General features: G+C 37.9%; 26 protein-coding genes. 12 read left to right on the forward strand and 14 right to left on the reverse strand.

Features of this window, described 5'->3' with window-relative positions; genetic code table 11:
• Positions 1-46: 46 nt before the first annotated feature.
• A complete protein-coding gene (gene ahcY / locus HU137_RS03025; RefSeq protein WP_182042328.1) occupies positions 47-1,360 on the forward strand; it encodes an adenosylhomocysteinase in 1,314 nt (437 codons plus the stop codon).
• A 171-nt stretch (positions 1,361-1,531) separates the two neighbouring features.
• Here ahcY and HU137_RS03030 read toward each other — a convergent pair whose 3' ends face one another.
• The gene (locus tag HU137_RS03030; protein ID WP_182042329.1) at positions 1,532-1,825 is read right to left on the reverse strand and encodes a F0F1 ATP synthase subunit epsilon; all 294 of its coding nucleotides are present in this window, start codon (positions 1,823-1,825) and stop codon (positions 1,532-1,534) included.
• A gap of 125 nt (positions 1,826-1,950) precedes the next feature.
• A complete protein-coding gene (gene atpD, locus HU137_RS03035; RefSeq protein ID WP_182042330.1) occupies positions 1,951-3,459 on the reverse strand; it encodes a F0F1 ATP synthase subunit beta in 1,509 nt (502 codons plus the stop codon).
• Between the two features lie 214 nt (positions 3,460-3,673).
• Here atpD and HU137_RS03040 point away from each other — a divergent pair, with 214 nt between their 5' ends.
• The 3 genes from HU137_RS03040 to HU137_RS03050 all read left to right on the forward strand — a co-directional run bounded on the left by HU137_RS03040 (position 3,674) and on the right by HU137_RS03050 (position 5,887).
• Positions 3,674-4,600 carry a bifunctional riboflavin kinase/FAD synthetase gene (locus HU137_RS03040; RefSeq protein WP_182042331.1) on the forward strand — a complete coding sequence of 309 codons (927 nt, stop codon included), beginning with the start codon at positions 3,674-3,676 and terminating at the stop codon, positions 4,598-4,600.
• A 50-nt stretch (positions 4,601-4,650) separates the two neighbouring features.
• Entirely contained in the window at positions 4,651-5,082 is a 432-nt protein-coding gene (locus tag HU137_RS03045; protein ID WP_317169887.1) for a DUF805 domain-containing protein, read from the forward strand.
• Positions 5,083-5,197: 115 nt separating this feature from the next.
• Entirely contained in the window at positions 5,198-5,887 is a 690-nt protein-coding gene (locus tag HU137_RS03050) for a hypothetical protein (RefSeq protein WP_182042332.1), read from the forward strand.
• Between the two features lie 126 nt (positions 5,888-6,013).
• Here HU137_RS03050 and HU137_RS03055 read toward each other — a convergent pair whose 3' ends face one another.
• The 4 genes from HU137_RS03055 to dprA all read right to left on the reverse strand — a co-directional run bounded on the left by HU137_RS03055 (position 6,014) and on the right by dprA (position 11,403).
• On the reverse strand, positions 6,014-7,138 hold the full coding sequence (locus HU137_RS03055; protein WP_182042333.1) for a TlpA disulfide reductase family protein: 1,125 nt from the start codon (positions 7,136-7,138) through the stop codon (positions 6,014-6,016).
• Between the two features lie 43 nt (positions 7,139-7,181).
• Positions 7,182-8,792 (reverse strand): S8 family serine peptidase, encoded by a 1,611-nt coding sequence (locus HU137_RS03060; protein ID WP_182042334.1) that lies wholly within the window; start codon positions 8,790-8,792, stop codon positions 7,182-7,184.
• Positions 8,793-8,904: 112 nt separating this feature from the next.
• Positions 8,905-10,245, reverse strand: coding sequence for an NADP-specific glutamate dehydrogenase (gdhA, locus tag HU137_RS03065; protein ID WP_182042335.1), 1,341 nt, complete (start codon positions 10,243-10,245; stop codon positions 8,905-8,907).
• Between the two features lie 69 nt (positions 10,246-10,314).
• Positions 10,315-11,403, reverse strand: a complete 1,089-nt coding sequence (gene dprA, locus HU137_RS03070) for a DNA-processing protein DprA (protein WP_182042336.1) — start codon at positions 11,401-11,403, stop codon at positions 10,315-10,317.
• A gap of 79 nt (positions 11,404-11,482) precedes the next feature.
• Between dprA and HU137_RS03075 the strand changes: the two genes are divergently transcribed.
• The gene (locus tag HU137_RS03075) at positions 11,483-12,370 is read left to right on the forward strand and encodes an HU domain-containing protein (RefSeq protein ID WP_182042337.1); all 888 of its coding nucleotides are present in this window, start codon (positions 11,483-11,485) and stop codon (positions 12,368-12,370) included.
• Positions 12,371-12,429: 59 nt separating this feature from the next.
• Positions 12,430-12,951, forward strand: coding sequence for an acyl-CoA thioesterase (locus HU137_RS03080; protein ID WP_182042338.1), 522 nt, complete (start codon positions 12,430-12,432; stop codon positions 12,949-12,951).
• Here the strand turns inward: HU137_RS03080 and HU137_RS03085 are convergent.
• The 8 genes from HU137_RS03085 to HU137_RS03120 all read right to left on the reverse strand — a co-directional run bounded on the left by HU137_RS03085 (position 12,948) and on the right by HU137_RS03120 (position 20,706).
• On the reverse strand, positions 12,948-13,517 hold the full coding sequence (locus HU137_RS03085) for a TlpA family protein disulfide reductase (RefSeq protein WP_182042339.1): 570 nt from the start codon (positions 13,515-13,517) through the stop codon (positions 12,948-12,950). The two genes, HU137_RS03080 and HU137_RS03085, sit on opposite strands and share 4 nt — an antisense overlap.
• Positions 13,504-14,145, reverse strand: a complete 642-nt coding sequence (locus tag HU137_RS03090) for a hypothetical protein (RefSeq protein ID WP_182042340.1) — start codon at positions 14,143-14,145, stop codon at positions 13,504-13,506. The genes HU137_RS03085 and HU137_RS03090 overlap by 14 nt, the downstream gene beginning before the upstream one ends.
• A gap of 98 nt (positions 14,146-14,243) precedes the next feature.
• Entirely contained in the window at positions 14,244-14,684 is a 441-nt protein-coding gene (locus HU137_RS03095; protein ID WP_182042341.1) for a nucleoside deaminase, read from the reverse strand.
• 73 nt (positions 14,685-14,757) lie between these two features.
• Positions 14,758-15,396, reverse strand: coding sequence for a 50S ribosomal protein L25/general stress protein Ctc (locus tag HU137_RS03100; RefSeq protein ID WP_182042342.1), 639 nt, complete (start codon positions 15,394-15,396; stop codon positions 14,758-14,760).
• Between the two features lie 10 nt (positions 15,397-15,406).
• Positions 15,407-16,342 (reverse strand): ribose-phosphate pyrophosphokinase, encoded by a 936-nt coding sequence (locus HU137_RS03105; protein ID WP_182042343.1) that lies wholly within the window; start codon positions 16,340-16,342, stop codon positions 15,407-15,409.
• A 137-nt stretch (positions 16,343-16,479) separates the two neighbouring features.
• Entirely contained in the window at positions 16,480-17,775 is a 1,296-nt protein-coding gene (locus HU137_RS03110) for a phenylacetate--CoA ligase family protein (protein WP_182042344.1), read from the reverse strand.
• A 49-nt stretch (positions 17,776-17,824) separates the two neighbouring features.
• Positions 17,825-19,486, reverse strand: a complete 1,662-nt coding sequence (locus tag HU137_RS03115; protein ID WP_182042345.1) for a C45 family peptidase — start codon at positions 19,484-19,486, stop codon at positions 17,825-17,827.
• The gene (locus HU137_RS03120; protein ID WP_182042346.1) at positions 19,486-20,706 is read right to left on the reverse strand and encodes an NAD(P)/FAD-dependent oxidoreductase; all 1,221 of its coding nucleotides are present in this window, start codon (positions 20,704-20,706) and stop codon (positions 19,486-19,488) included. Before HU137_RS03120 ends, HU137_RS03115 begins: the two co-directional genes overlap by 1 nt.
• Positions 20,707-20,790: 84 nt before the next feature.
• Here HU137_RS03120 and HU137_RS03125 point away from each other — a divergent pair, with 84 nt between their 5' ends.
• From HU137_RS03125 to HU137_RS03150, 6 genes are read left to right on the forward strand one after another with little or no spacing between them, the layout of a single operon-like run.
• Entirely contained in the window at positions 20,791-22,308 is a 1,518-nt protein-coding gene (locus tag HU137_RS03125) for an HAL/PAL/TAL family ammonia-lyase (protein ID WP_182042347.1), read from the forward strand.
• 27 nt (positions 22,309-22,335) lie between these two features.
• Positions 22,336-23,463 (forward strand): WG repeat-containing protein, encoded by a 1,128-nt coding sequence (locus tag HU137_RS03130; protein ID WP_182042348.1) that lies wholly within the window; start codon positions 22,336-22,338, stop codon positions 23,461-23,463.
• A 3-nt stretch (positions 23,464-23,466) separates the two neighbouring features.
• Positions 23,467-24,207 carry a 3-oxoacyl-ACP reductase FabG gene (fabG, locus tag HU137_RS03135; protein WP_182042349.1) on the forward strand — a complete coding sequence of 247 codons (741 nt, stop codon included), beginning with the start codon at positions 23,467-23,469 and terminating at the stop codon, positions 24,205-24,207.
• Positions 24,208-24,221: 14 nt separating this feature from the next.
• Positions 24,222-25,442, forward strand: a complete 1,221-nt coding sequence (locus HU137_RS03140) for a beta-ketoacyl-[acyl-carrier-protein] synthase family protein (RefSeq protein WP_182042350.1) — start codon at positions 24,222-24,224, stop codon at positions 25,440-25,442.
• Positions 25,443-25,456: 14 nt separating this feature from the next.
• A complete protein-coding gene (locus HU137_RS03145; RefSeq protein WP_182042351.1) occupies positions 25,457-25,708 on the forward strand; it encodes an acyl carrier protein in 252 nt (83 codons plus the stop codon).
• A 15-nt stretch (positions 25,709-25,723) separates the two neighbouring features.
• Complete coding sequence (locus HU137_RS03150; protein ID WP_182042352.1) at positions 25,724-26,596, forward strand: LpxL/LpxP family acyltransferase; 873 nt, start codon at positions 25,724-25,726, stop codon at positions 26,594-26,596.
• Positions 26,597-26,705: the final 109 nt, after the last annotated feature.

Consider the following 26,705-nt stretch of genomic DNA (forward strand, 5'->3'; position numbering starts at 1 on the left):
TCCAAAAACTTAAACGAATTCAAAATTAGATAAATATTTTATAAATATGAGTACACAAGTCGAATACATTCCTTACAAAGTGAAAGATATTGCTCTAGCGGACTGGGGAAGAAAAGAAATCAAATTGGCAGAAGCTGAAATGCCGGGATTGATGGCAATCCGTGAAGAATACGGCCCATCACAACCTTTAAAAGGTGCTCGAATCGCCGGATGTTTGCATATGACGATCCAAACTGCGGTTTTGATCGAAACTTTAGTTGCACTGGGTGCGGAAGTAACTTGGTCTTCTTGTAATATTTTTTCAACTCAGGACCACGCTGCGGCTGCAATCGCTGCTGCCGGAATTCCGGTTTATGCTTGGAAAGGATTAAACGAAGAAGAATTTGATTGGTGTATCGAACAAACTTTATTTTTCGGAGAAGATAGAAAACCATTGAACATGATTTTGGATGATGGTGGAGATTTGACCAATATGGTTTTTGATAAATATCCTGAATTAACCGCCGAAATCAAAGGTCTTTCTGAAGAAACAACTACCGGAGTTCACCGATTGTATGAACGTATGCAAAATGGAACTTTGGTGATGCCGGCAATTAATGTAAATGATTCGGTTACCAAATCAAAATTTGACAACAAATACGGATGTCGTGAGTCTGCTGTGGATGCGGTAAAACGTGCTACAGATGTGATGATTGCCGGAAAACGTGTTGTAGTTTGTGGATATGGTGATGTAGGAAAAGGAACGGCGGCTTCTTTTAAAGGTGCTGGTGCGATCGTTACGGTTACGGAAATTGATCCGATTTGTGCTTTGCAAGCGGCAATGGAAGGTTATGAAGTGAAAAAGTTGGATTCTGTTGTTGACAATGCAGACATCATCATCACGACGACCGGAAATTTCAACATCGTTCAAGGAAAGCATTTCGAGAAAATGAAAGACAAAACCATCGTTTGTAACATCGGGCATTTCGACAACGAAATCGACATGGCTTGGTTGAACAATAAATTTGGTGCAACGAAATACGAAGTGAAACCACAAGTAGATGTTTATAACGTAAACGGAAACGAAATCATCATTCTGGCAGAAGGTCGTTTGGTGAATTTAGGTTGTGCAACTGGACATCCATCTTTTGTGATGTCGAATTCATTCTCCAACCAAACTTTGGCACAAATCGAGTTGTGGAACCATTCCGATAAATACGAAAACAAAGTTTATACTTTGCCGAAACATTTAGATGAAAAGGTTGCTGCTTTGCATTTGGCTAAACTGGGTGTGGAATTGGAAACATTGACGCCGGAACAAGCGAAATACATCGGTGTAGAAGTGGAAGGGCCATACAAACCGGAATATTACAGATATTAATTCGAAGTTCGATATACGATTTACGAAGTTAGAATTAAGAAATACAACCTCCAAGAATTAAAAACTTGGAGGTTTTTTTATGACCTAAATATTTCGCGCAAAAAAAATCCCGAAAGTTGCCTTTCGGGATTTTGCTATTTACTTGTTACTTTTTACTAATTTCTCTAAAGATCAATTCGCCAAAATCGTAACTATGTTGTTGCTCATTTCGACTACACCACCGCTTACGTCAAACAAATAAACCAATTCATTTCCGGGTGCTTTTTCCAATTTTCCTGAAAGGTTATCAAAATCGGCTACCGTTTTTGAATGCAATTTGATTTTGATGGTTCCTTTGTCCAATGAAGAAACGATCGCAGCATGATTATCCAACATCTGGAATTCACCGTCCTTACCAGGAACTGATACTGAATCCACTTCTCCTTCAAAAATGACGTGCTGTGGTGTTATGATATGTAATTTCATTTTAAAATTTGTTTAATCCGCCACGTCGGACGGAGGGTTAGGTTCAAAGTTTAAGGTTTTCACCTTTATGAAAATTGTAAAACAATTCTCCAACTTGAAACTTTAAACGTGGAACGTTAAACTTTTTACGCATTAACTTCTGCCAACATTTTCTCTCCGGCTTCGATTACATCTTCAATCGTACCTTTCAAGTTAAATGCTGCTTCCGGATATTGATCCACTTCACCATCCATGATCATGTTAAATCCCTTGATGGTATCTTTGATATCAACCAAAACTCCAGGGTTTCCTGTAAATTGCTCGGCTACGTGGAATGGCTGAGACAAGAAACGCTGAACACGTCTTGCACGGTGTACCACTTGTTTGTCCTCTTCAGAAAGTTCTTCCATACCTAAGATCGCAATGATATCTTGCAGCGCTTTGTAGCGTTGTAAAATTTCTTTTACTCTTTGTGCACAATCGTAATGCTCGTCACCCAAAATTTGTGGAGTCAAGATTCTAGAAGTAGAATCCAGTGGATCTACCGCCGGATAAATACCTAAAGAAGCAATTTTACGAGACAATACCGTCGTTGCATCCAAGTGTGCAAACGTCGTTGCCGGTGCCGGGTCAGTCAAGTCATCCGCAGGAACGTAAACCGCTTGTACGGAAGTAATGGAACCTCTTTTTGTCGAAGTAATTCTTTCCTGCATCGCACCCATCTCTGTTGCCAAAGTCGGCTGATAACCTACTGCAGATGGCATACGACCCAAAAGTGCTGATACCTCAGAACCTGCTTGTGTAAATCGGAAGATGTTGTCGATAAAGAAAAGTACGTCACGTCCCTGACCTGAACCATCACCATCACGGTAATATTCTGCCAATGTCAATCCGGACAAAGCCACACGTGCACGTGCTCCCGGAGGTTCATTCATCTGACCAAATACGAATGCCGCTTTTGATTCTTTCATCAATTCTTTGTCAACTTTTGACAAATCCCATCCGCCTTCTTCCATAGAGTGCATGAATTCATCACCATATTTAATGATACCTGCTTCTAACATCTCACGTAATAAGTCATTTCCTTCACGGGTTCTTTCACCCACTCCGGCAAATACAGACAAACCACCGTGTCCTTTAGCAATATTGTTGATCAACTCCTGGATCAATACGGTTTTACCTACACCCGCACCACCAAATAATCCGATCTTTCCTCCTTTTGCATAAGGCTCGATCAAATCGATTACTTTGATACCCGTAAATAAAACTTCTGATGAAGTCGATAAATCTTCAAACTTCGGTGCCGGACGGTGAATCGGAAGACCATTTGATTTGTCCAAATTCCCCAATCCGTCGATGGCATCCCCTACCACATTAAACGTACGACCGTTTACAGCTTCTCCAATCGGCATCGTGATAGGACCTCCTAAATCACGTACTTCTTGACCTCTCTGTAAACCATCTGTTGAATCCATCGCGATACAACGAACGGTATCCTCTCCGATGTGTTGTTCAACTTCAAGCATCAAAGACTCTTTACCAGCTCTTGGGATCTCCAATGCATCGTAAATTTGTGGAAGACTTTCAGCGTTTTCAAAAACAACGTCAATTACCGGCCCGATAATCTGTGCGATTTTTCCTGTATGGTTTGCCATCTTATAAAGATTAAATGTTTTTTAAAATTTTGTGCAAATATAAGCCAATCAACTGATTCTTAACCTACGAATAATAAGATTTTTATCATTCTTTTAAACTTTATCAATTTCTTACAAATGGTTCAGTATTTCAACTGCTTACAAAGTAAAATTTAAGAATTTTATTCCAAATTTCTTTTACTAAATTCAATTCGAACCAATACATTTGCCGTCGATGAAGATTTTTCACCATATCGACGAATGTAAATACCTAAAAAATCCGGTGCTGACGCTTGGGATGTTTGACGGCATCCACATCGGCCATCAAGCCATCATCTCTCAACTCAACGAAATTGCAGAAAGAATAAATGGCGAAAGTGTCTTGTTAACATTTGAACCGCATCCCAGAGTGGTTTTGGGGAAAGGAGCTGATGATTTGATGCTGTTGACGACCTTAGATGAAAAAATCGAATTGCTCGAAAAATCAGGATTGAAAAATCTGATTTTTCATCCGTTTACACAGGAATTTGCAGATTTGAGTTCAGAGGAGTTTGTCAAAGAATTATTGGTGAACCAAATTGGCATCCACACCATTGTGATCGGTTACGATCATCATTTCGGAAAAAATCGTCAAGGAAACTTTGAACAACTCAACGAACTTTCCAAAAAACACGGATTTCAAGTTGTAAAAATCTCAGAAGTAAAATCGGCCGAAAACCACATCAGTTCGACCCAAATCCGAAATGCTTTGCTGGAAGGAAATATAGAATTTGCAAATTCCGGTTTGAAACGAAATTATTCGTTCAGCGGAAAAGTGATTCATGGCGATAAAATAGGACGAACACTTGGTTTTCCTACGGCCAATTTGGAAATTGAACCCTACAAATTGATTCCCGGAAACGGCGTTTATGTCGTAAAAGTTATAATTAAAGACGAAATTTTCAAAGGACTTCTAAACATCGGAACACGACCAACCGTTACGAATTCCAATGAAAAACGAGTGGAGGTCTATATTTTGGAATTTGATCAAAATATTTATGACGAAATGATTACGGTGGAATTGCTTCATAAAATCAGGGACGATCAAAAATTTGATTCCATGGAAGAATTGGTCGATCAAATGAATGAGGATAAGAAATTCGCTGAAAATTTTATGGTTTAAACCCATTATATATATTTTTCTTTTATAAATAATTTAAACTCTTTACAAACATGAACATGATAGATTGGTACAAAAAAGTTTTATTTGAAAATTATGCAAACTTCAGTGGTAGAGCGAGGCGAAGTGAATATTGGTATTTTACTTTAACCAATTTCATCATAACCCTAGTTCTTTATATCCCGATGGTTGCATCAATTGGATTATCTCAAAATCAAGAGCCGGGCGCCATGTTTTGGCTTTTATATGGAATATTAATGATTTATGGTTTGGCTACGTTCATACCATCTTTGGCTGTGGCAGTTCGCCGACTTCACGACATAGGAAAAAGTGGCTGGTATTTACTTTTTTACTTAATCCCACTTGTGGGTCCAATTCTTTTATTGGTTTGGTTTTTCACTGAAGGAGAAGGCAATACCAATCAATGGGGACCAGATCCAAAAGATATTTTTGGAAATATCCATGAAATTGGAAAGCCAAATTGATAAGCAACTTAAATATTACTAAAACCTTTATTGTAGAAAAATGATAAAGGTTTTTTTATATAATTTTTTGGTTCAAGATTTGCAGCAATGCGTTTGAATTTCAATTGTTTGAACTATGAAAAGCAAATCCATCATTCTTTCTCTTTTATTTTCTGCTGTACTATTTTCCTGTTCCGATAAAAAAGATGAATCCGTTTCCGAGGAAATTCTTACGGAGACCGATTCCCTCGATTATGCAGAAGAACCGGAAACGGAAAATTCGGCGCTTGCCGATTTACAATCCAACGCTACTTTTAAAAATTGGCGCAAACATTATCAATCCACTGATCCATCTTTCTCCATGAACAATTTCAATTTGGAACAAACGCAAAAATTGGAAATGCAACCCGGAAGTGTAAAAGGAAATTTTGAAGCGGAATTTGACAAAACCTATGAACCTTTTCTAATCTACAATCCGTCTCGAACTTTTTATCTCGACATCGACAGTTACAATTGGTCAAAGGATGAAGAGGGCAATGCTCTATTTGAGGCAGATCAAGCGGTGAATATGGTAGATGTGAAAAAGAAAACAGTTCAACAAGTTGCCTTTTTCGGACCATCTTATTGGGTGGAAGATGCTTTTTGGGTAAGTGATTCCATCTTTATTTTGTTGCAAAACAATGATGAAAATGTACCGGAAATTTCAACCTATAATTTAAAGGACAATTCGGTTTTCTTATTTCAAAATGATGCGCCGATTCAAAAGTCGGATAGTTCGTATACAAAAATGCGATTGGCGAAAAAAGGCGTGAAAATGATGCCTTAGGATTATTGAATTAGAATTTTGTCATGATTTTTGATTGTTTCACATCAAAAATACACGCAAAAATAATCTTGAGCTCCAACCAAGGCTACCAACATATAACTCCTCCGGAGTATGTTTTTGATGAAATTATTTAAATAATTCTCGTAATACTTGTTCTAATTTCAATTGATTGGGTTCTCCTCCACCACGCCATCTTTGGATAATTTTTCCATTTGGATCAATCAATATTTTTATCGGAATAACATTTACAAAATAATCCGATTTTACCGAACTTTGATTTTGCTCAATGGAAAATTGTCTCCAAGCCGAAAGTTCAAATTTTTCGATGGCATCTTTCCATTTCTGAACATTTTTATCTTCAGAAATTCCAATTATTTCTAATCCTTCTGATTTGTATTTTTGATTCAATTCTTTGATATGGGGCATATCTTCCAAACAAGGTTTGCACCAGCTCGCCCAAAAATCCAATAACACATATTTCCCTCTGAAATCTTCCAATTTCACTATTTCTTCATTTAAATCTTTCATTTCAAATTCGGGTGCCGGAACACCAACTTGACTTTTAGTGAAATTTTCTATTCCCAATTTTAATTCTTCCGATTTAGGAGAATTTTTGATTTCATCGTCCAAATTTTCAAAGGCCGATTTAATATCGTCGAAATAAATAGAACTTCCATTTCGAGTTAACGCATAATAAAGTTGTTCGGGCGCTAAATAGGATTTGGGATGAGATTTTGCAAACGCCAAACTTAATTTTCCCAATTCGAGCTTCAAGGAATCTGAAATCCTTTCATATTGATTGATTTCAGTTTGGAGAGTCTTTTTCTGTTCTGCCTCTTTTTCTGTTTCCTTGTTTTTGTAAAGTTCGCTGAGAATAGTATTGTTTTCAACAATAAGATTTGATAACGGTATTTTTGATGCTCGTAATGATTGTCTCTCAGTTTCAGTTTTCACACCTTGAATTTTGACTGTACTTAAATCATCAAAGTCAAAATCAAACTCAATTTTCCCCGGCTCTATATAAAATGTGACAATATCTTTTTCAGAGTAGTAGAAATTACTATCCTTACTCAGATAAAAATTTATAGGTTCTTTAATTGAAATTGAATATTCAAATTTATTGTCTTGAATTTGAACCGAATCTTTTAATCCCGGGCCATCATAACCAACATATATATACTTACCATTAGCATCAGCAGAAGTATTTCCAATTATTGTTGATGCTTGTTGAGCCACTAAAAAATAACTCAAAAGCAAATTAATAAAAAGAAATAAAAACCTCAATTCAATAATATTATTTCTTCACCAATTTCTGAACTTCCATTTTTCCATTCTCCAATTGGATTTTCAAGACATAAACGCCTTTTGGTAATTCTTGGATATTGATTTGGGAAGCGGAAGGATATTTTCGTACAATTTTCCCTTCCATGGAAATCAATTGAACTTGTTGAATCGCTCTGTCAGAATCAATATTTACGATTCCCGAAGTTGGATTCGGATAAATTACAACCGTTGCTTCAGCAACATCTGTTACGGACATCATACTTTCATAAGCTTCTCCGAAATCCGGGATTCCATATCCGAGTTGATCAGTTGGATTTTCAAACAAATGTCCGGATTCTCTCACCTTTTGACGCATTTCAGTAGTAATGGTTTCCGGAAATGCTTGAATAAAACATGCCATGGCACCCGCCATTATCGGCGATGAAAATGAAGTTCCACTAGCATCTTCAACCTCGCCATCGGGACGAATCACAGCTGCTCCCGAACCCAAAGCATCTACGTCGGGTTTGATACGTCCGTCATAGGTAGGTCCAAAAGATGAAAAACTGGCAGCTTGACCATTTTCACGAACCGCACCGATGGTAAACACATCCACACCATCTGCCGGAGCCGTAATATAATGCCAAGAATCATTTCCTGAATTTCCTGCTGAATTCACCACCATGATTCCTTTTTCGGCTGCAATTTGTGCTCCTCGGGTGATAAAGGTCGTTTGACCATCCATATCTTCATAGGTATAATCATAGCGTGGATCATCAAATTGACTATACCCCAATGAAGTATTGATTACATCTACGCCTATGCTATCCGCTCTTTCTGCTGCTTCTATCCAATTGACTTCTTCGTCCGGCAATTCATGCGTATTGTTTTCTGTGATGAACAAATAAAAATCGGCATCGATGGCAGTTCCTACAAATTCGTTTTCCAAATAACCTCCGATTGTAGACAAAACAACCGTTCCATGCGTTCCTCGTCCATAAACTTGTTCGTTATCATCGATAAAATTATAAACACCTTTAATCTGTCCATTGTCTCGGATATAAGCAAATCCTGATCTGGACTCCACACCCGGAAAACCGTTATCCATCACAGCGATGGTAATTCCATCACCTGTAAATCCGAGGTTATGCAAGTATTCCAAATTCAATTGGGTTACTTGTGTTTCAGTTGCTCCATACACAAAATCCAAAATCCCGTTAGATTCTTGAGGAATTTCAGTCGGAAGATTGAATTTATCGGCAAGCGGAATCCCATCGGACATTTTAGAATCATCTTGAACAAAGGTTTCTACTTCCGAAACAAAAGACAATCCTTCTGCTTGTGAAATTTGATTGGCGGTACACCAAGCAAAAACGCCATTGAACCATTTGGAAACGGCAATCGGATCGATCCCTAAAGCTTCCACTTGCGTGACATAAGAAGCCTCTACCGGTACATCTTGTAAATTAAGGTCGATGTTATATTTATCTCTTCTATCGAGCGCTTTTTGGGAAAGCATCAAAAGAGGGTTGTCAAAATAGGTTTGGGAAGATGGTTTGTCGGAAAATTTAATCAGAACCAAATCTTGGGAAAAACTTAGACCGGCCAAAATTAAAAAGAATAAAGTAATAAATGATTTCATGTGTTAATGATTTGAAGACTGCAATTTAGGTAATTTTTAAAAGATTGACCTATAAAAAAAACACTTCAAATTCTATTCATCTGAAGTGTTTTTCATATAATCTAATTTATATTCAAACCACGCCTTGCGCCAGCATGGCATCCGCCACTTTTACAAATCCGGCGATATTAGCTCCTTTGACATAATCGATGTAACCGTCTTCTTGTTTACCATATTTGGCACATTGTTCATGGATGTCGCCCATGATTTTGGTAAGTATTCTATCCACTTCATCTGCAGACCATTCGATGCGCAAAGAGTTCTGCGACATCTCCAAGCCTGAAGTAGCAACTCCACCGGCGTTGGAAGCTTTTCCAGGAGAGAAAAGGACTTTATTTTGCTGAAACCATTCCATTGCATCTGGAGTCGTTGGCATATTGGCTCCTTCTACTACACATTGTACACCATTTTCCACCAACATTTTTGCATCTTCTAGACGCAATTCGTTTTGAGTGGCACAAGGCATGGCGATATCCACTTTTTGCATCCATGGACTTTTTCCTTCAAAATAAGGAACACCATATTTTTCTGCATAAGGCTTTACCACATCATTGTTGGTAGCACGCAATTCCAACATATACTCGATTTTCTCACCTGAAATACCGTCTTCGTCATAAATATGTCCATCAGGCCCTGAAAGTGTTACAACCTTAGCGCCCAATTCCGCAGCTTTTGTCACAGCTCCCCAAGCTACATTCCCAAATCCGGAAACCGCAATTCTTTTCCCTTTTATTTCCTGACCTTGAGTAGCAAGCATAGCTTTTAAAAAGTAGACTGCTCCAAATCCGGTTGCTTGCGGGCGCAATAAAGATCCGCCCCATGACATTCCTTTTCCGGTAATCACACCGGTAAATTCATTTTTCAATTTCTTGTACATCCCAAACATGTATCCGATCTCACGAGCTCCAACTCCTATATCACCTGCCGGCACGTCAGTATTGGGCCCGACGTGTCTGTATAATTCTTGCATAAAAGCATGACAAAAACGCATGATTTCGCCTTCAGATTTACCTCTTGGATCAAAATCTGAACCTCCTTTTGCACCACCCATCGGAAGAGTAGTCAATGCATTTTTGAAAGTTTGTTCAAAAGCCAAAAATTTTAAGATGCTTAAATTTACGCTGGGATGGAATCGCAAACCTCCTTTATAGGGACCGATTGCTGAATTCATCTGGATTCTATATCCTCGGTTGACCTGAATCTGTCCTTTATCATCAACCCATGGCACACGAAAGGTTATCGTTCTTTCCGGCTCGGTCATGCGCAACAATAAATTTTGACCAAAATAAATATCTTTATCTACGATATACGGCAAAATCGTTTCTGCTACTTCTTTTACCGCTTGTAAAAATTCAGGCTCGTGCGGATTCCTCTTTTCCACATCTGCTATAAAATCATGAATGATTTGCTCCATATTGACTCTTGTTTGTTTTCAACAAATTTATATTTTTCTGAATTTTTACAAATGAATTTTTATTTTTTTTTAATTTAAACCATAAATTTTTCCTGAAAAAGCTTGAACCACGCCTTTTAATTCTAAATTCAACAAAGTAGAATTGAGCTTAAAAACCGGGATTTGAAGGTAATTCGCCATGAAATCGATCTGTTGATTTCCATTGGCTTTTAGGAATTCATAAATCAATTTTTCTTCGGGTTCCAATTCGACAAACAACTGAGTTTGAATCGGTTTGGGTTTCGCTTTCACATTAAAATACCGCAAAACATCTTCAGCTCCTCTGACCATCACAGCTTGATTGCTCTGAATCAACTCATTACAACCCAAACTGAATTTATCCTGCACCCTTCCCGGAACAGCAAAAACTTCACGGTTATAGGAATTAGCAAATTGCGCAGTCGCCAAAGCACCGCCTCTTACATCTGATTCTACAACGATTACAGCATCACATAGACCGGCGATGATCCGGTTTCTCAAAATAAAATTAATGGGTTCGGCATTGTGAAATGAAGAATATTCAGAAAGCAAAGCGCCGTTTTTAACGATTTCTTTTGCTTCTTTTTTATGCGCCGATGGCGAAATCCGATTTAAACCATGTGCCAATACCCCTAAATTGGGGATTTGATGTTTGATACAATTCCGATGTGCTTCTATGTCGCAACCAAATGCCAAACCGCTGACAATTGCGATGTTTTGACCTGCTATATTTTCAATGAATTCTTCGATGAATTTTTTACCATAAACCGTCATTTTACGCGTTCCAACAATACCGATCATCAATTTTTCTTTCCAACCATAATTTCCTTTTTTAAATAAAATCAAAGGCGATTCTGTGCAGTTTTTTAATTTTTCGGGATAATTTTCAGTATCAAAACCCAATATTTCGATTTCATGTTTGGAACAAAAATCCATTTCTTTCTGTACCAAATCCAATAATTCTTGAGATTGGAAATAAGAGATGAACTCTTTACGTCCTCTGAAAATTTCTTTTAATTCTTTTTCAGAAAGATCCCACAGCGTTTTTGGATCAATCGTCTTCATGATTTTACGCTGATTGACAGGGCCTAAACCAGGAATATAAGTCAAGGCCATTTGGTATAGTAGGTCAGAGTTCATGACTTAAATGTAGGGAAAGTTTATTAACAATTTATTTACCACAGGTGATTTTCTATATTTGTTTTTGTAATTTTGGATTATGAATTTGGAAAAACACATCTCATTTTTATTGTACCGCCATGATTGTGTGGTCGTTCCGGAATTTGGGGCATTTATCACCCAAAAATCCAATTCGGCATATACACCGGAAACCGCTGTTTTCTCGCCTCCCTCTAAAAAAATCGCTTTCAATCCATCTTTGATTTTAAATGATGGGTTATTGGTTCAAGAATTGGCGCAATCTACAGGAATTTCTTTTGAAAAAGCAAAAGAAGAAATCGAAACAACGGTTCGGTTTTGGAAGAATCATTTGAACACCAATTCCAGCTTGGTTTTGGCTGAATTGGGAAATTTCACAAAAGATGAGACCGGACGATTAGAATTCGAGCCCAATGCTGAAAATTATCTATTGGAAGCATTTGGACTAGAAAGTATCAGAGCCAAATACATATTACCGACAGAAAACAATCAAAGTTCATCGACCATTTGGTGGAAAGCCGCAGCTATGGTTCCTATTTTAATCGGTGGATTCCTTTATTTCGGGAAACCTCAGCCTGTCACTGATTACGTCAACCAACAATGGAGCGGTTTTGTTTCTCCTGTTTTCAACCCAAATACTGAAGCTGCAAAAGCCGTTGCTTCACCTATCAAAATAGTTGAATCGGAAGCGACAACTTATAAAGAAGAAGTTTTGACCGTTTACGATCACCAAGTCATTTCGGGTTCATTCCGAAAACTTGAAGAAGCAAATGCTCAAGTAGAAAAATTGCATGAACAGGGATTTACAGCCGCAAAAATGACACAGAAAAAAGGAAGTTATTATTATGTGGCTTTTAAAACATTTCCAACCAAAGATGAAGCGCAACAATACCGAAGAGAAATTGGGGAAGAATTCCCTGAAACTTGGGTTTTATCTCTGAAAGATTAAGAAAGAATTTGAAAATCTATAATTATTAAAGACCTTTGCACCGCAATAGGTCTTTTTTTATGAACACAAAAATCAAAACTCCAGCTGATTCTGCTGCCGTACTAACCAATCTGGTACTTCCGGGTGAAACCAATATGTTGAACAACTTATTTGGTGGAGAACTGTTGGCAAGGATGGACAGGATTTCCTCTATCGCGGCTCGCCGTCATGCTGAAAGCTTTCAAGTTGTAACAGCAAGTGTGAACCACGTATCGTTTAACACGCCGATTCCGCTGGGAAGCATCGTGAAACTTGAAGCCAAAGTAACGCGTGCTTTCTCAAGTTCTATGGAAATTTATGTGGACGTTTGGATCGATGATCCCATGACCCAAGAATTGATCAAGACCAATAATGGAATTTATACGTTTGTAGCGGTAGATGAAAACAATAAACCAACTCAAGTTCCACAAATACAACCGGAAACGGAAGAAGAAAAAGAACGTTTTGATGCGGCACTGCGTAGAAAGCAATTGAGTCTAATTCTCGCCGGAAAAATGAATCCGAAAGATGCCCATGAGCTGAAAGCGTTGTTTATAGGTTAATTTTCCGAAATCAATTTATCAAGCATGGCATGAACTTCGGGCGCATTCCAGTCTGCCATTCCTTTTTCTACAAAAACAATTTCCCCATTTTTATTGATGACATAAGTGGTAGGCAAAGTATTTGGAATGAAATCTTTTGAAGGTTTATTGGCGATTTCATAGACCGGAAAATTGTAATTTGTCTTTTCCAAAAAAGATTTTATTTTTTCCGGTTTATCTCCTCTGGAAATAAAGAGAAAATTCACTTCTTTTTTTTTGGCATCGTATAAATTTTGCATGCTTGGCATTTCGGCCACACAAGGCCCACACCAAGTTCCCCAAAAATTAATCAGTATAACTTTTCCTTTCATTGCTTCTAAATTGGTGTCGGAAAAACCATTGTATCCCAACAAATTGATTTGCCAATCTTTGGGTTCCAAATTTTTATGGGTCATTTCTAATTTTGGATCTGAAGCCGTAAAAGCCAAAATTTTTGCATGAATCGTCTTCCCCAAAGGTGTTAAAAACAATACCAAAAGCCCCACAACCAACAAAACACTCGTGATTTGATCTCTATTCAACTTCATGATTTTCTTCCAATTTTATAATTTTTCTTTTTGTTCCAATGAATTTTCCCAGAAAATTGGAAACCATAATGGATCCCAAAATAGCCATAAACATGATCGCAACTTCTAAATCCCAATCTTTTTGATACATGAACAAACTAAAAATCAGCAGAATGAATAAAGGAATTGAAAAGCTGATGAAGTTTTGATAAAAATTCTTTCGAGTTGAAAAATAACCATTTAAAAATCCGAAAATGAGAAATAATGCAATCATCAAATATTTGGGGTCAATTTTCTCAAAAACAAAACGGGGAATTAAAATAAATACCAACAAACATCCCAATCCCAATTGGATTCCCAGATTTAATTTGAGTTTTAAACCGTCGGTCAAAACAAAACCAACAATCGCGGGAACTGCCCAAAAACTAAAATAATAAACTGAAATTCTCATCAAAATCCGACTATCCAATAATTCCAACCTCCCATTTATTAAAAAAATCAGAACATTTGCAAAAAGACAAACCAACAATCCGAATATAAAATACCATTTTCTAACTTGGGTTTCTTTCAGATAAAAAACACTAAAAACGGTCGTAAAAACCAAGATAAAAGTTCCGGAATCTCCTAACCTGACTAATAAAGGAAACAATGCGGAAAATATGATTAAAAGAAAGGATATGCTGAGGCGAAGTTTTGGAGAGAACGTCATGGAATCAAAGTTAAACTTTCTAAATATACAAAATTTGATTAGCGTTTTGCATTAAAAAATCCTTTCACCACTTCCGAACATTCATTTTCCAAAACCCCAAAAACCATTTCCGTTTTGGGATGGAGTTGAACGCCGGCGGTTTGAAACCCACGTTTTTCATCTCGTGCACCGATTACTATTTTGCTGATTTGGCTCCAATAAACCGCTCCGGCACACATCACACAAGGCTCAAGTGTGACGTAAAGTGTACAATCTTTTAAGTATTTCCCTCCCAAATAATTGGCCGCTGAAGTAATGGCCTGCATTTCTGCATGCGCCGTCACATCGGTCAATGTTTCGGTCAGGTTATGTCCCTTTGCGATGATTTTATTTTTAGAAACAATGATGGCGCCAACGGGAACTTCATCTTTTTCCAAAGCGGCAAAAGCTTCGTCCAAAGCTTTTCTCATGAAATATTCGTCTGAAAAGAGTTCTTCCATTCTGTAAATTTAGTTCAAAAAAAATGCGAAACACGCTGAGCGCATTTCGCATTTTGTAAAAAATTTTTCAATTTTATTCAGCTGCGTTTCCTTCTTCAGCTGCTCCTTCAGCAGATGCTTCTGCACCTTCTGTAGCCTCATCATCATCGTCAGTATCAGCAACAGCTGTTCTAGACGTTCTGATCGCTACGATAACTGCATTGTCTGGGTGAAGGATAGTAAAATCGTTGCTACGGATAGATTCCACATATTTTTTGTGTCCGATACGCATAGGCGTTACATCGATTACGATTTCATCCGGTAAGTTAGCTGGAACCGCTCTTACTTTCAATTTACGCATGTTGAAACGCATCACACCTCCATTTACCACACCACGAGCACGACCTGTCAAACGTACAGGTACTTCGATCGCAACTGGTTTGTCATCATGCAATTGATAAAAATCAGCATGGATGATTTTGTCCGTTACCGGGTGGAATTGGATGTCCTGCAAAATTGCAGCTACTTTCGTTCCGTCAACCAACTCTAAGTTCACTGTGTGTGCGTCCGGTGTATAAACCAAATGCTTGAATTCTTTCTCGTCTGCCGAGAAATGCAAAGGTTCATTTCCACCATAAACAACACAAGGTACTTGGTCAGCATTACGTAAGGTACGCGTCGAAGCTTTACCCACGCTTTCTCTTTTTACACCTTGAATTGTAATAGATTTCATATAAAAATAATTAAATAATAAATTTCGAACTAATTGATTTTCTGCTGTGTACCATATGCATAACATCAGCGAAAAGTGGGGCGCAAGATAACACTTTTATTTTAGATACCGAATTATTTTTCAACGGAATACTATCAGTTACAGCTACTTCCACCAAAGGAGAATTTTCTATCCGTTCATAAGCACTTCCAGAAAGAACCGGATGTGTCGCTACTGCTCTTACGCTTTTGGCTCCTTTTTCCATAATCAACTCTGCCGCTTTGGTCAGCGTTCCAGCCGTATCGATCATATCATCCAGCAAAATCACATTTTTTCCTTTCACATCACCGATCAACATCATATTTTCCACCTGATTGGCGCGTTTACGCTCTTTGTGACAAATTACGATGTCTGCATTTAGATGTTTCGAATAATTATTGGCACGTTTGGCTCCTCCCATGTCTGGCGAAGCAATCGTTACATTCTCCAAATTCAAACTCTGAATATAATCCACAAACACCGTTGAAGCATAAAGATGATCTACCGGAATTTCAAAAAATCCTTGAATCTGATCCGCATGTAAATCCATCGTCATCACACGTGTTGCTCCAGCTTCTGTCAGCATTTTGGCTACCAATTTTGCGCCGATCGGAACACGAGGCGCATCCTTTCTATCCTGTCTTGCAAAACCATAATAAGGAATGACCGCCGTAATTTTGTCGGCCGAAGCTCTTTTTGCAGCATCACACATCAACAAAAGCTCCATCAAATTATCACTTGGCTGAAAGGTAGATCCGATTAAAAAAACACGACTTCCACGCACAGATTGTTCAAATGCAGGCTGAAATTCACCATCACTGAAACTAACGATTTTCAGTTTTCCTAATTTTTCACCATAGTGATCAGCAATTTTCTCTGCTAATTCTTGGCTTCCACGGGTTGAAAATAAAAGTGCTTGTTGTTCCATTTTAATGTCATTGTGAATTCTGCGTTAACGGTGTGCAAAATTATAAAATTCTGGGCTTTTTCTAAATTTATTATCCAATTATATTTGAAAAAATAATTGGACCTTCATTAATCCTCATCACACGGTAAATCAACCAATTAATTTCTTCTATCCAAAAATGTAATGGCTTTTCTAGAACTATCAGGAAATTTCAACTTCATAATTTCCGCTTCACTTACGAAATGAATCCGAGGACTGACGCGCACTTTCGCACGAAATCGGTCTTTGATTTTATCTAACATCTCATCAGAATCGTCCGTTGAAAAAACGACAACTTGAATTTCATCTTCGTTAATTTCGCTTGAAAAAACTTCGATGACGTGATGCTTCACCTCATCAAAATCATTCAACAAATCCAATAATGATGGCGGATACAAAGAAGTGCCTTTGTATTTGATCATCTGTTGTTTTCGCCCCACCAACGGCCCCAAACGCATAGAAGTTCTACCACAACTGCATGGCTCAAAATGAGGCTGAACGATATCTCCGGTTTTGTATCGAAGCAAAGGCATTCCTTCCACACCCAAAGTCGTGATCACCAATTCTCCAGGCATTCCTTGTTGAACAGGTTGATTTTCATCATCTAGAAATTCGCAAATGATCAATTCCGGATGCAGATGTCCGCCCTTTCCAGCTTCACATTCCGTAAAAGCCGTTCCCATTTCTGTTGAAGCATAGGTCGAATACAATTCTATCGGCCATTTGGATTTGATTTTGGTTGCCAAAATATTGTCCGAAAAATCTTGGTTCCGCAAAGGCTCGCCTATACAAATCGCTTTTTGGATACTCGAATTTTGATAATCAATTGCGTTAGATTCGGCAAATTCGATCATTTTCAATAAAAACGACGGCACACAAATCAAAGTATCAGGCTGCACTCTCTTGATCGTATCCCATTGCAATTCCGGAACGCCTGAACCTACGCGTATCATTCCGACTCCGGCTTTTCGCGCACCGAGAAAATACGCCAAACCGGCCATAAATCTACGGTCGATGGTCGTCGTCAATTGGATAATGCTATCCGAATTTAGTCCGGCACACTGAAAAGAAAGTTCTTCGTTATACGCCAAACGATCCAAATCTCCATCGGTCAATGCCACCAAAACCGGATCTCCGGAAGTCCCGGAAGACGTCACATAATCGGCGATTTTCGACTTTTCTACGCATAAAAATTGATCATTGTATTTTTGCAAATCGTCTTTGGTTGTCACCGGAATTTGAACCAAATCTTCCAGCGATTTTATCTCCGCAATATCAATTCCTTCCCTTTGAAATAATTCGGAATAATAAGTCGAATTCATCTTTAGATACATCAAATGTTCTTTCAATTTCACTTCTTGAAAGGCTTTGATTTCAGTTGAATTTTTGGTTTCTATATCGGGAATTGGGATCATTTTATTCAATTTTAAATTTTGAATGATGAATTTTAAATGAAATTCATTTTCAATTTATTTTTCTTTTTGCCATTTTTATTCGTTTCAAAATCAATTCTTTATCGGGCAAAGTCGTAATTTCTTTTTGGAGCGAAATTTGGTAATTTTTCAACGCATTTTGGTAATCATTTTGGTAGAAATAATATTCGCCAACGGTAAAATAACTCAACCAATATTCAGGATTCAATTCGATAAAAGCATCCAATTCTTCATCGGGAATCGATTCATTTTCTTCGGTTTTCAATTGGATTGCTTCCAATTTTGATTTGAATTCGAAGTAATTTTTTAATTCTTTTGAATGCAGAAATTCATCTTCCGAAATCGTCAATTCTTCTTCAAAAAAGATTTCATTTTGAGTCGAATTTTCCATCGCTGAAAAAACCTCATCCAAATCATAAGCGACAAAAGCGCCGAGTTGGAAAGGATTGGTCGAAACCAACATCAGTAGGTCTTCCGGCTGGAAAATCACGGCATGATGCGCCAAAAGTTGGTTGATGGCTTTTTCATTTCCAAAACCAATTTCCAGATCATTTAAACCATTTTTATTTCGTAAGAAATCAGCAGCAATTTGAGGTGTGATTTTCAGATTTTCAGCGATCAATTCATTCATTCGTTCAAATCGATAGAGGGAATGCGATTCTTCAATCGTTTTCAAATTCTTTTTGTCAGTTTGATAGGTTTCGCTTTGAAAATGGTTGGAACAAACCAATAATTCCGCTGAGCTTTCTACTTGATAAACACCTAACTTTTTTGGTGAAACTTCGATTAAAACCGCCGTTTTATCCACTGCACTTCCCACCATAATCGCCTCCGAAACAAAAACTTCTCTTTTTTTTGCGATTGCGATGGCTTCATCGATGTTGGTCGCATATTGAAGAATTTCTCTGGTGACCAATGAAATCGGCGTTTTGGCGGTAAATGGTATGGAAGATTTTCCTGCATTTATCGTGACGGTCAAACCTTTTTCATTCATCCCGGAAACCGCTCCTATAAATCCCGGCCAAGTGACTAAAGCATGTTTGTATCCTTTTTCAGGATTGACGAAAGCAATAATTTTATTTTCAGCAAATTCATCATTGATATAAAAGTCAAAATTCCGACCGAGAATCATTTTCCCATCAGCGGTATGATTTCCCCAAGCTGCAAACGAAGTACAACCGACCATCGCCAAATCTTGCAAAGCATGGCCTATGTCATGAGCGGCATGGAAATAAAGTGTGCGCCAATAAGTGGGTGCGACAAAATCAAATTCTTCTGAAGTGAATTGGGAGATGCCGTAAATTTCAGCTTGGTATTCTTCCGTTACATGTTCATCCAGATTTCGATTGAAGTATTTTAAAAAACCGCGAACGAGTTTTTGTTGAGATTTTTTTGGAACCAATTCTTCTATTTTGGAAACAAAAGTCTTTTCCTGTTTATAGATCAATTCTTCTGTCAATTCTCCTATGGAAAACCCGCGTTCTAACGGATTTCCTTCCACATACATTTCCCAAATTCCCAATTCATTTTTTTCCAATTTGGAAGCACCAACTTCATAAGTATTATTAGAAATTTCTGTACGAGTTGGAATTGAAATGTTGGAAGTATCAAAATTTGGAACTTCTTTGTATCCCGCACAAGAAATGAGAAAAGCGCAACCTAAAAAAATGATATTTCGAAGCGAAAAAATCATCAAGGTAAAATATGGGCTACGGCCTGAACCGCCCGATCGTGTTTGGCCACAAAAGGATTTTCTTTGTCCCAAACATATCCGGCAAGAACAGCACAGATTTTTCTTCTTATATCTTCATTGACCTCCGGATGGAAAAATAATTTTTGCAACTCACCTGTGTACCAAGTCTTTACATAAGACCTGAACACATTCACTCCATACATGATATAATCCTCATATTCCGTTTTCCAATCGATAATTTCACCTTGAATTTGTCTTGCAGCCAGTTTTGCAGATAAAACGCCGGACTCAGTGGCAAAACATACACCCGACGAAAAAACGGGATCTAAAAATTCGGCGCTATTTCCGGTCAAAGCATATCCCGGGCCATATAATTTATTTACAGCAGCCGAATAAGAAACAATTTTTCGGGGCTCAAATAAAAATTCCAATCCGTCAAATCTTTCTTTGTAATAATCAGATTGTCGGATGATATTTTGAAAAGTTTTGGTGTTATCTCCTGTGTCGATAGATTCCAAATATTCTTTTGGAGCGACCAATCCTAAGGAGGAAATATCGTTTGAAAAAGGAATCACCCAAAACCAATTTTTCTGTGTCAACACATCAAAAGTAATCAATGTTCCTTCCACTCCTTCCGGTCTTCTTTGGTCTTTCAGATGTACAAAAATGGCGGCCATCGGTTCCAGAGAACTCGGCGCATCCAGGTTCAATAATTTGGGAAGAACACGTCCGTAACCGCTGGAATCGATGATAAATTTTGCATGGATTTCTTTGGTTCCTTCTGCGTTGGAAACCGTGGTAATGGAATCGGTTCCGTTAAAAACGACGTTTTCGACTCCGGTTTCAAATTCGATGTCGACACCGCGACTTTCCAGTATATCGGTCAGGGTTTTGTCAAATTCCGCTCGGGGCAATTGCCAGGTCCAATCCCAACCTTTGGAAAATTTTTGGCTAAAATCGAAATTACAAACCTCATCACCTCGTAAAAATCTCGCTCCAAATTTTTTTTCAAAATTTTTCTCGAGAATACCTTCGATAAATCCTGCCTCCTCGAAATTATCCATCACACGAGGAATCAAACTTTCACCGATGACAAATCTTGGGAATTTCTGTTTTTCCACCACTTTGACATTTATTCCTTTTTGGTGGAGAATGGAGGCAGACACAGCGCCAGAAGGCCCTGCGCCTATTACAAGAACGTCAACAAATTCAGTTTTCATTTAGTTTTAGTCTTAATTTCAGTCAAATTTAACAGATATTCTTAAATTTGCCTCCTCTCTTTTAAAAATATAGAGTTAATTGTTATGATTCAAATTAAAGGTTCGGTTACATTAGATGATTTTAAGAAGGTAGTAATTGATAATGAAGAAATTGAGTTATCTGAAAATTTAATAAAAAAGGTCCATGAAAGCTTCGATTTTTTGACTCATTTTGCAGAAAACAAAATCATTTATGGGGTCAATACCGGCTTTGGACCTATGGCGCAATACCGCATCGAGGACCAAGACCGCATCCAACTTCAATACAATTTGATCAGAAGTCATGCTAGCGGTCTGGGTGAAATCTTGCCCGAAGCCTATGTAAAGTCCTCTATGTTAGCGAGGTTAAATACGCTTTCTTTGGGACATTCCGGCATCCACATTTCCGCCATTGAATTGATGAAAGAACTCATCAACCGCAACATCATTCCTGTGATTTATCAGCATGGTGGAGTTGGTGCGAGTGGTGATTTGGTTCAGTTGGCGCATTTGGCTTTGATTTTAATCGGTGAGGGCGAAGTATTTTATAAAGGAGAAAGAAAATCGACTAGTGAAGTTTTTGAGTTGGAGAATTTGAAACCGCTTCAAATTCATTTGAGAGAAGGATTGGCGTTGATGAATGGCACTTCTGTGATGTCTGGAATTGGAATTATCAATATCATTAAGGCTGAAAAATTATTGGATTGGGCGATTTCTTGTTCGTCGTTGATCAATGAAATAATGGGTGCTTACGATGATCATTTGTCAGAGAAATTGAATTCGACTAAAAAACATTCGGGCCAACAAAAAATCGCAGCCAAAATGCGCGATTTTATGTTTGGAAGTCAAATGATCAGAAAAAGGTCAGAACATTTGTACAATGGAAAAGTTCAAGAAGAAATTTTTAAGGACAAATTGCAAGAGTACTATTCCATCCGTTGTGTTCCACAAATTTTAGGGCCAATTTATGAATGTTTGGAAAATGCCAAAAAGATTTTGGTTGAAGAGGTCAATTCCGCAAACGATAACCCAATCGTGGATGTGGAAACCCAAAATGTTTACCATGGAGGAAATTTCCATGGAGATTATGTTTCATTTGAAATGGATAAATTACGCATTGCCGTCACCAAACTGAGCATGTTGCAGGAACGTCAATTGAATTATTTATTGAATCCTGATTTAAACGAAATGCTTCCGGCATTTGTGAATTTAGGGAAATTAGGTTTGAATTTTGGGATGCAAGGCGCACAATTTACAGCGACCTCTACAACTGCAGAGAACCAAACTTTGGCAACTTCCATGTACATCCACAGCATTCCAAATAACAAAGACAATCAGGATGTAGTAAGTATGGGCACCAATGCTGCTTTGTTGACAAAAAAAGTAACCGAAAATGCCTTTGAAGTCATTTCGATTCAATTGTTGACTTTGGTTCAAGCAATTGATTATTTGGATTGTTTTGAAAAATTATCTCCTAAAGGAAAGGAAATTTATACCGATATCCGAAAAATAGTTCCTACTTTTAAGGAAGATATCGTTTTATCTCCTGAAATTCAAAAGATTAAACTATTTATAATGCAATAAAATCAATCATCTACTAAAACGCTAATTATGAAAACAACCTTAATTTTTATCCTTTCACTATTGATGGGAATTGCATCTGCTCAAGAATTGGCAGTGGTCGGAAAAGACAAAAAATTTGGATTTATAGATAAATCGGGAAAAATCATCATCCCGATTGAATACAAACAAGCCGGAAATTTCTCTGATGGGATGGCAGCTGTAAATGTAGACGGGAAATGGGGATATATCAATTCTTCAGGAAAGATGGTCATTGATCCGAAATTTGACCGTGTGAAAGCATTTAACAGCGGCATTGCTTTGGTGGAATCCAACAAAAACTGGATGTACATCGACAAAACCGGAAATGAAATAACCCATTTCCCTGCGTCTGACAAAAAATATGATTTTGAAGATGGAATTGCTTTTATCCGCCAAACGGAAAAAGTTGGATTTATGGATACAAAAGGCAATGTTATCCTCGAACCAACTTACAAAGACATCAAATCTTTTTATCAAGGTTGGGCGAAATTCAGCGAAAATGAAAAATGGGGATTGCTTTCAAAAGACGGAAAAGTATTTATTCCGGCGGAATATGATGAAATCAATGTGTCTGATAACAAAATCATCATCGCCAGAAAAGGAACGGAATGGGGATTGATCGGTACTGACAAAACATTTAAAAAAGTAGAAGGCGCTACCAAAATTTGGCAATTCTATGGAAACAATTCCACCATAACTTATGCTAAAAAAGATGAAAAATTAGGATTCATCGACACAAAAGGAAATTGGGTTATAGAGCCGAAATTTGACAAAGCACGTGCCTTTAACCAAGGTCTTGCTCCGGTTTATGTAGACAAAAAATGGGGGTTTGTTGATGGCGCAGGAAATATGGTCATCCAACCTCAATTTAAAGATGCCGAAACCTTTAGTGATGATGGTTTGGCCCCGGTTAAAAAAGACAAACTATGGGGCTTTATCGATAAAACCGGTAATATGGTCATTTCGGATCAATATGATATTTCTGTTGCGATGTTTGGTATGTTTCAAGGTGGTGACGAAAAAGGATTTATCAATGGTTTGGCTCGTGTGAAATACAAAAAACAATGGGGTTTTATAGATAAATCAGGACAAGTTGTAGGCGAATGGTTTGATAATGCTGAGAATTTTTCAAAATAAATAATGAGCAAAGAAAAGTACGCATTAATTACAGGTGGTTCGCGCGGAATTGGGCGTGAAACGGCGGTTAAGATATCAAAAGAATTGGGATATGCAGTTTTGATCAACTACCAATCCAATCAAACAGCAGCGGAAGAAACTTTAAAAATCATTCTAGAAAATGGTGGCAAAGCTGAATTGATCCAATTCGATGTAAACAATAAAGAGGATGTTAATACTCAATTGAACCATTGGAAAGAAACTCATCCGGATGCCATCATAGAAATCATTGTCAACAATGCCGGAATAACAAGAGATGGACTTTTGATGTTCATGGAAGATGAAGATTGGGACAAAGTACTCAATACCACATTGAGCGGATTTTATAACGTTACCCGAAATCTGATTCAGGATTTGCTGAAAAACCGATACGGCAGAATTATAAACGTAGCCTCTGTTTCCGGGATGAAAGGAACACCGGGGCAAGTGAATTATTCGGCTGCCAAAGCAGGATTAATTGGTGCTACAAAAGCTTTGGCACAAGAAATAGCCAAACGCAATATTACGGTAAATGCAGTCGCTCCGGGATTCATCGAAACCGACATGACCAGTGATTTAGACCAATCCCAATTAAAAAATTTAGTACCTTTAAATCGTTTCGGCAAAGCAGAAGAAGTGGCAGATTTGATTTGTTTTCTGGCTTCTTCAAAAGCTTCCTATATCACAGGAGAAACCATTAACATCAATGGCGGCATTTACGCTTAAATGAAAGATTGAAAATGAGGCGCGTAGTTATCACAGGCATGGGAATCTATTCTTCTTTGGGTAAAAACCTGGAAGAAGTCAACCAATCTTTGTACCAAGGAAAATCAGGAATCGTCTTTTCACAAGAACGTAAGGATTTCGGGTTTCGATCTGCTTTAACCGGATTTGTAGAACCCGTAGATTTAAAAGGATCGCTTTCTCGACGTCAAAGAATTTCCATGGCGGAAGAAAGTGAATATGCTTTCGTTGCAACAGAAGAAGCTTTAAAAAACGCCAATATTTCACCCGAATTCTTTGACGAAAACATCGTCGGACTTTTATATGGAAACGATAGTGTTTCAAAGTCCGTTTGGGAATCGATAGAATTGATTCGTGAAAAAAAGGACACGACTTTAGTAGGTTCAGGTGCGATTTTCAAATCGATGAACTCAACCGTAACGATGAATTTATCCACGATTTATAAAATCAAAGGCATCAATATGACCATCAGCGCAGCTTGCGCAAGTGGTTCACATTCTATAGGCATGGGATTTCTCTTGATCCAACAAGGCTTGCAGGACATCGTGATTTGTGGTGGTGCACAGGAAACCAATAAATATTCTATGGGAAGCTTTGACGGTTTGGGTGTTTTTTCGGTACGAGAAGATGAACCGACAAAAGCCTCACGTCCTTTTGATACCCAACGCGATGGCCTGATTCCTGGAGGAGGGGCTGCCACCATTATTTTGGAAGATTATGAATCGGCAGTTAAAAGAGGTGCAAACATTTTAGCAGAAGTGGTGGGATATGGATTTTCTTCTAACGGTGAACATATTTCCACGCCCAATATCGACGGTCCAAAACGCGCGATGGAAATGGCTTTACAACAATCGGGAATGAAACCGGATGAAATTCAGTATATCAATGCCCATGCGACTTCCACACCCATCGGAGATGCCAATGAAGCCAGAGCCATCGATCAAGTTTTTGGTGGAAACCCTTTTGTGAGTTCGACCAAATCCATGACCGGACATGAATGTTGGATGGCGGGGACGAGCGAAGTGATTTATTCGATGTTGATGATGCAAAACGGATTTATCGCTCCCAACATCAATTTGGAAGAAGTAGATGAAGCCGCAAAAAATTTGAATTTAGTTAAAAATACGTTAAACCAAAATTTTGATGTATTTTTGTCGAATTCTTTTGGATTTGGCGGAACCAATTCTGCCTTAATTCTAAAGAAACTGAAAAACTAAGAATGAACAAAACTATGAATAGAGCAACGATTATTCAAACGATTAATGACTTTCTGGTAGAGGAATTTGAAGTGGACGCCAGTACCATTTCGCCAACAGCCAATATGAAAGAAACATTGGATTTGGACAGTTTGGATTATGTAGATTTGGTCGTAATTATTGAGTCTAATTTCGGAGTGAAATTAGAAGGAAAGGACTTCCAAAACATTCACACTTTTGATGATTTGTACGAAATTGTAGATCAAAAATTTCACACTATCGCCTAAATCTCCACTTTTAAAATGGCTGAATGGGAAGGTAAATCGAAGGGAACCACTTCTGGTTATAAGATTTTCATCTTTCTTATAAAAAATATAGGAATCAATGCCGGCTATTTTTTGTTGGTCTTTGTTTCCTTTTATTATTTTTTATTTAACCAGAAACAAACCCGAATCATGTATAGGTATTTTCGAAACCGACAAAAAAATTCGGTTTTCAATTCTATCCTAAATACTTATCGGAACAATTATATTTTTGGGCAAACCATCATAGACAAAGTCGCCATTGCAGCGGGTTTGGAACATAAATTTACCTACGAATTTGATGGCATAGAGAACATCCATCAATTGGCCAAAGACCAGTCCGCCGGAATTATGATCAGCGCTCATGTCGGAAATTTTGAAGTAGCCCAGCATTTTATGGGCGAATTCGATAAAAAAATCCATTTGGTCACAACAGATGAAGAAAGAGAAACGATAAAATCCTTACTCGAATCTATCATGGCAAAACCCAAAGTGGAATTCGTCATCGTAAAAGACGATATGTCGCATATTTTTGACATCCACAAAGTACTGGAAAACCAGCAGATGCTTTGTTTCACCGGTGACCGATTTTTCCCCAACACCAAAACACTGGAAGGAACTTTATTGGGTGCAAAAGCAGCATTTCCTTCGGGCCCATTTTTATTGAGTTCCCGTTTAAATACACCGGTTTTATTTGTCTATGTGATGCGGGAAAAAAATCGCCATTATCATTTGTACGCAAGAATAGCTGATTTCAAAAACCGAGATGCCCATTCTCTTCTGGATTCCTACACCAAAAGCATCGAAAACATCCTAGAAAAATACCCATTGCAATGGTTCAATTACTACGAATTCTGGGGTAAAAACGAATGAACATTCTCATGCTCATTTAACTTAAAAACCTGAGCGTTCGATTATTATTTATCAATTCAAATGTTCAAAAAAGGTGATAGACAAGACGTGCAATTGAAGCTTTATCGGG

Origin of the sequence: Moheibacter lacus (assembly GCF_014042165.1) — a bacterium.
Lineage (GTDB): Bacteria > Bacteroidota > Bacteroidia > Flavobacteriales > Weeksellaceae > Moheibacter > Moheibacter lacus.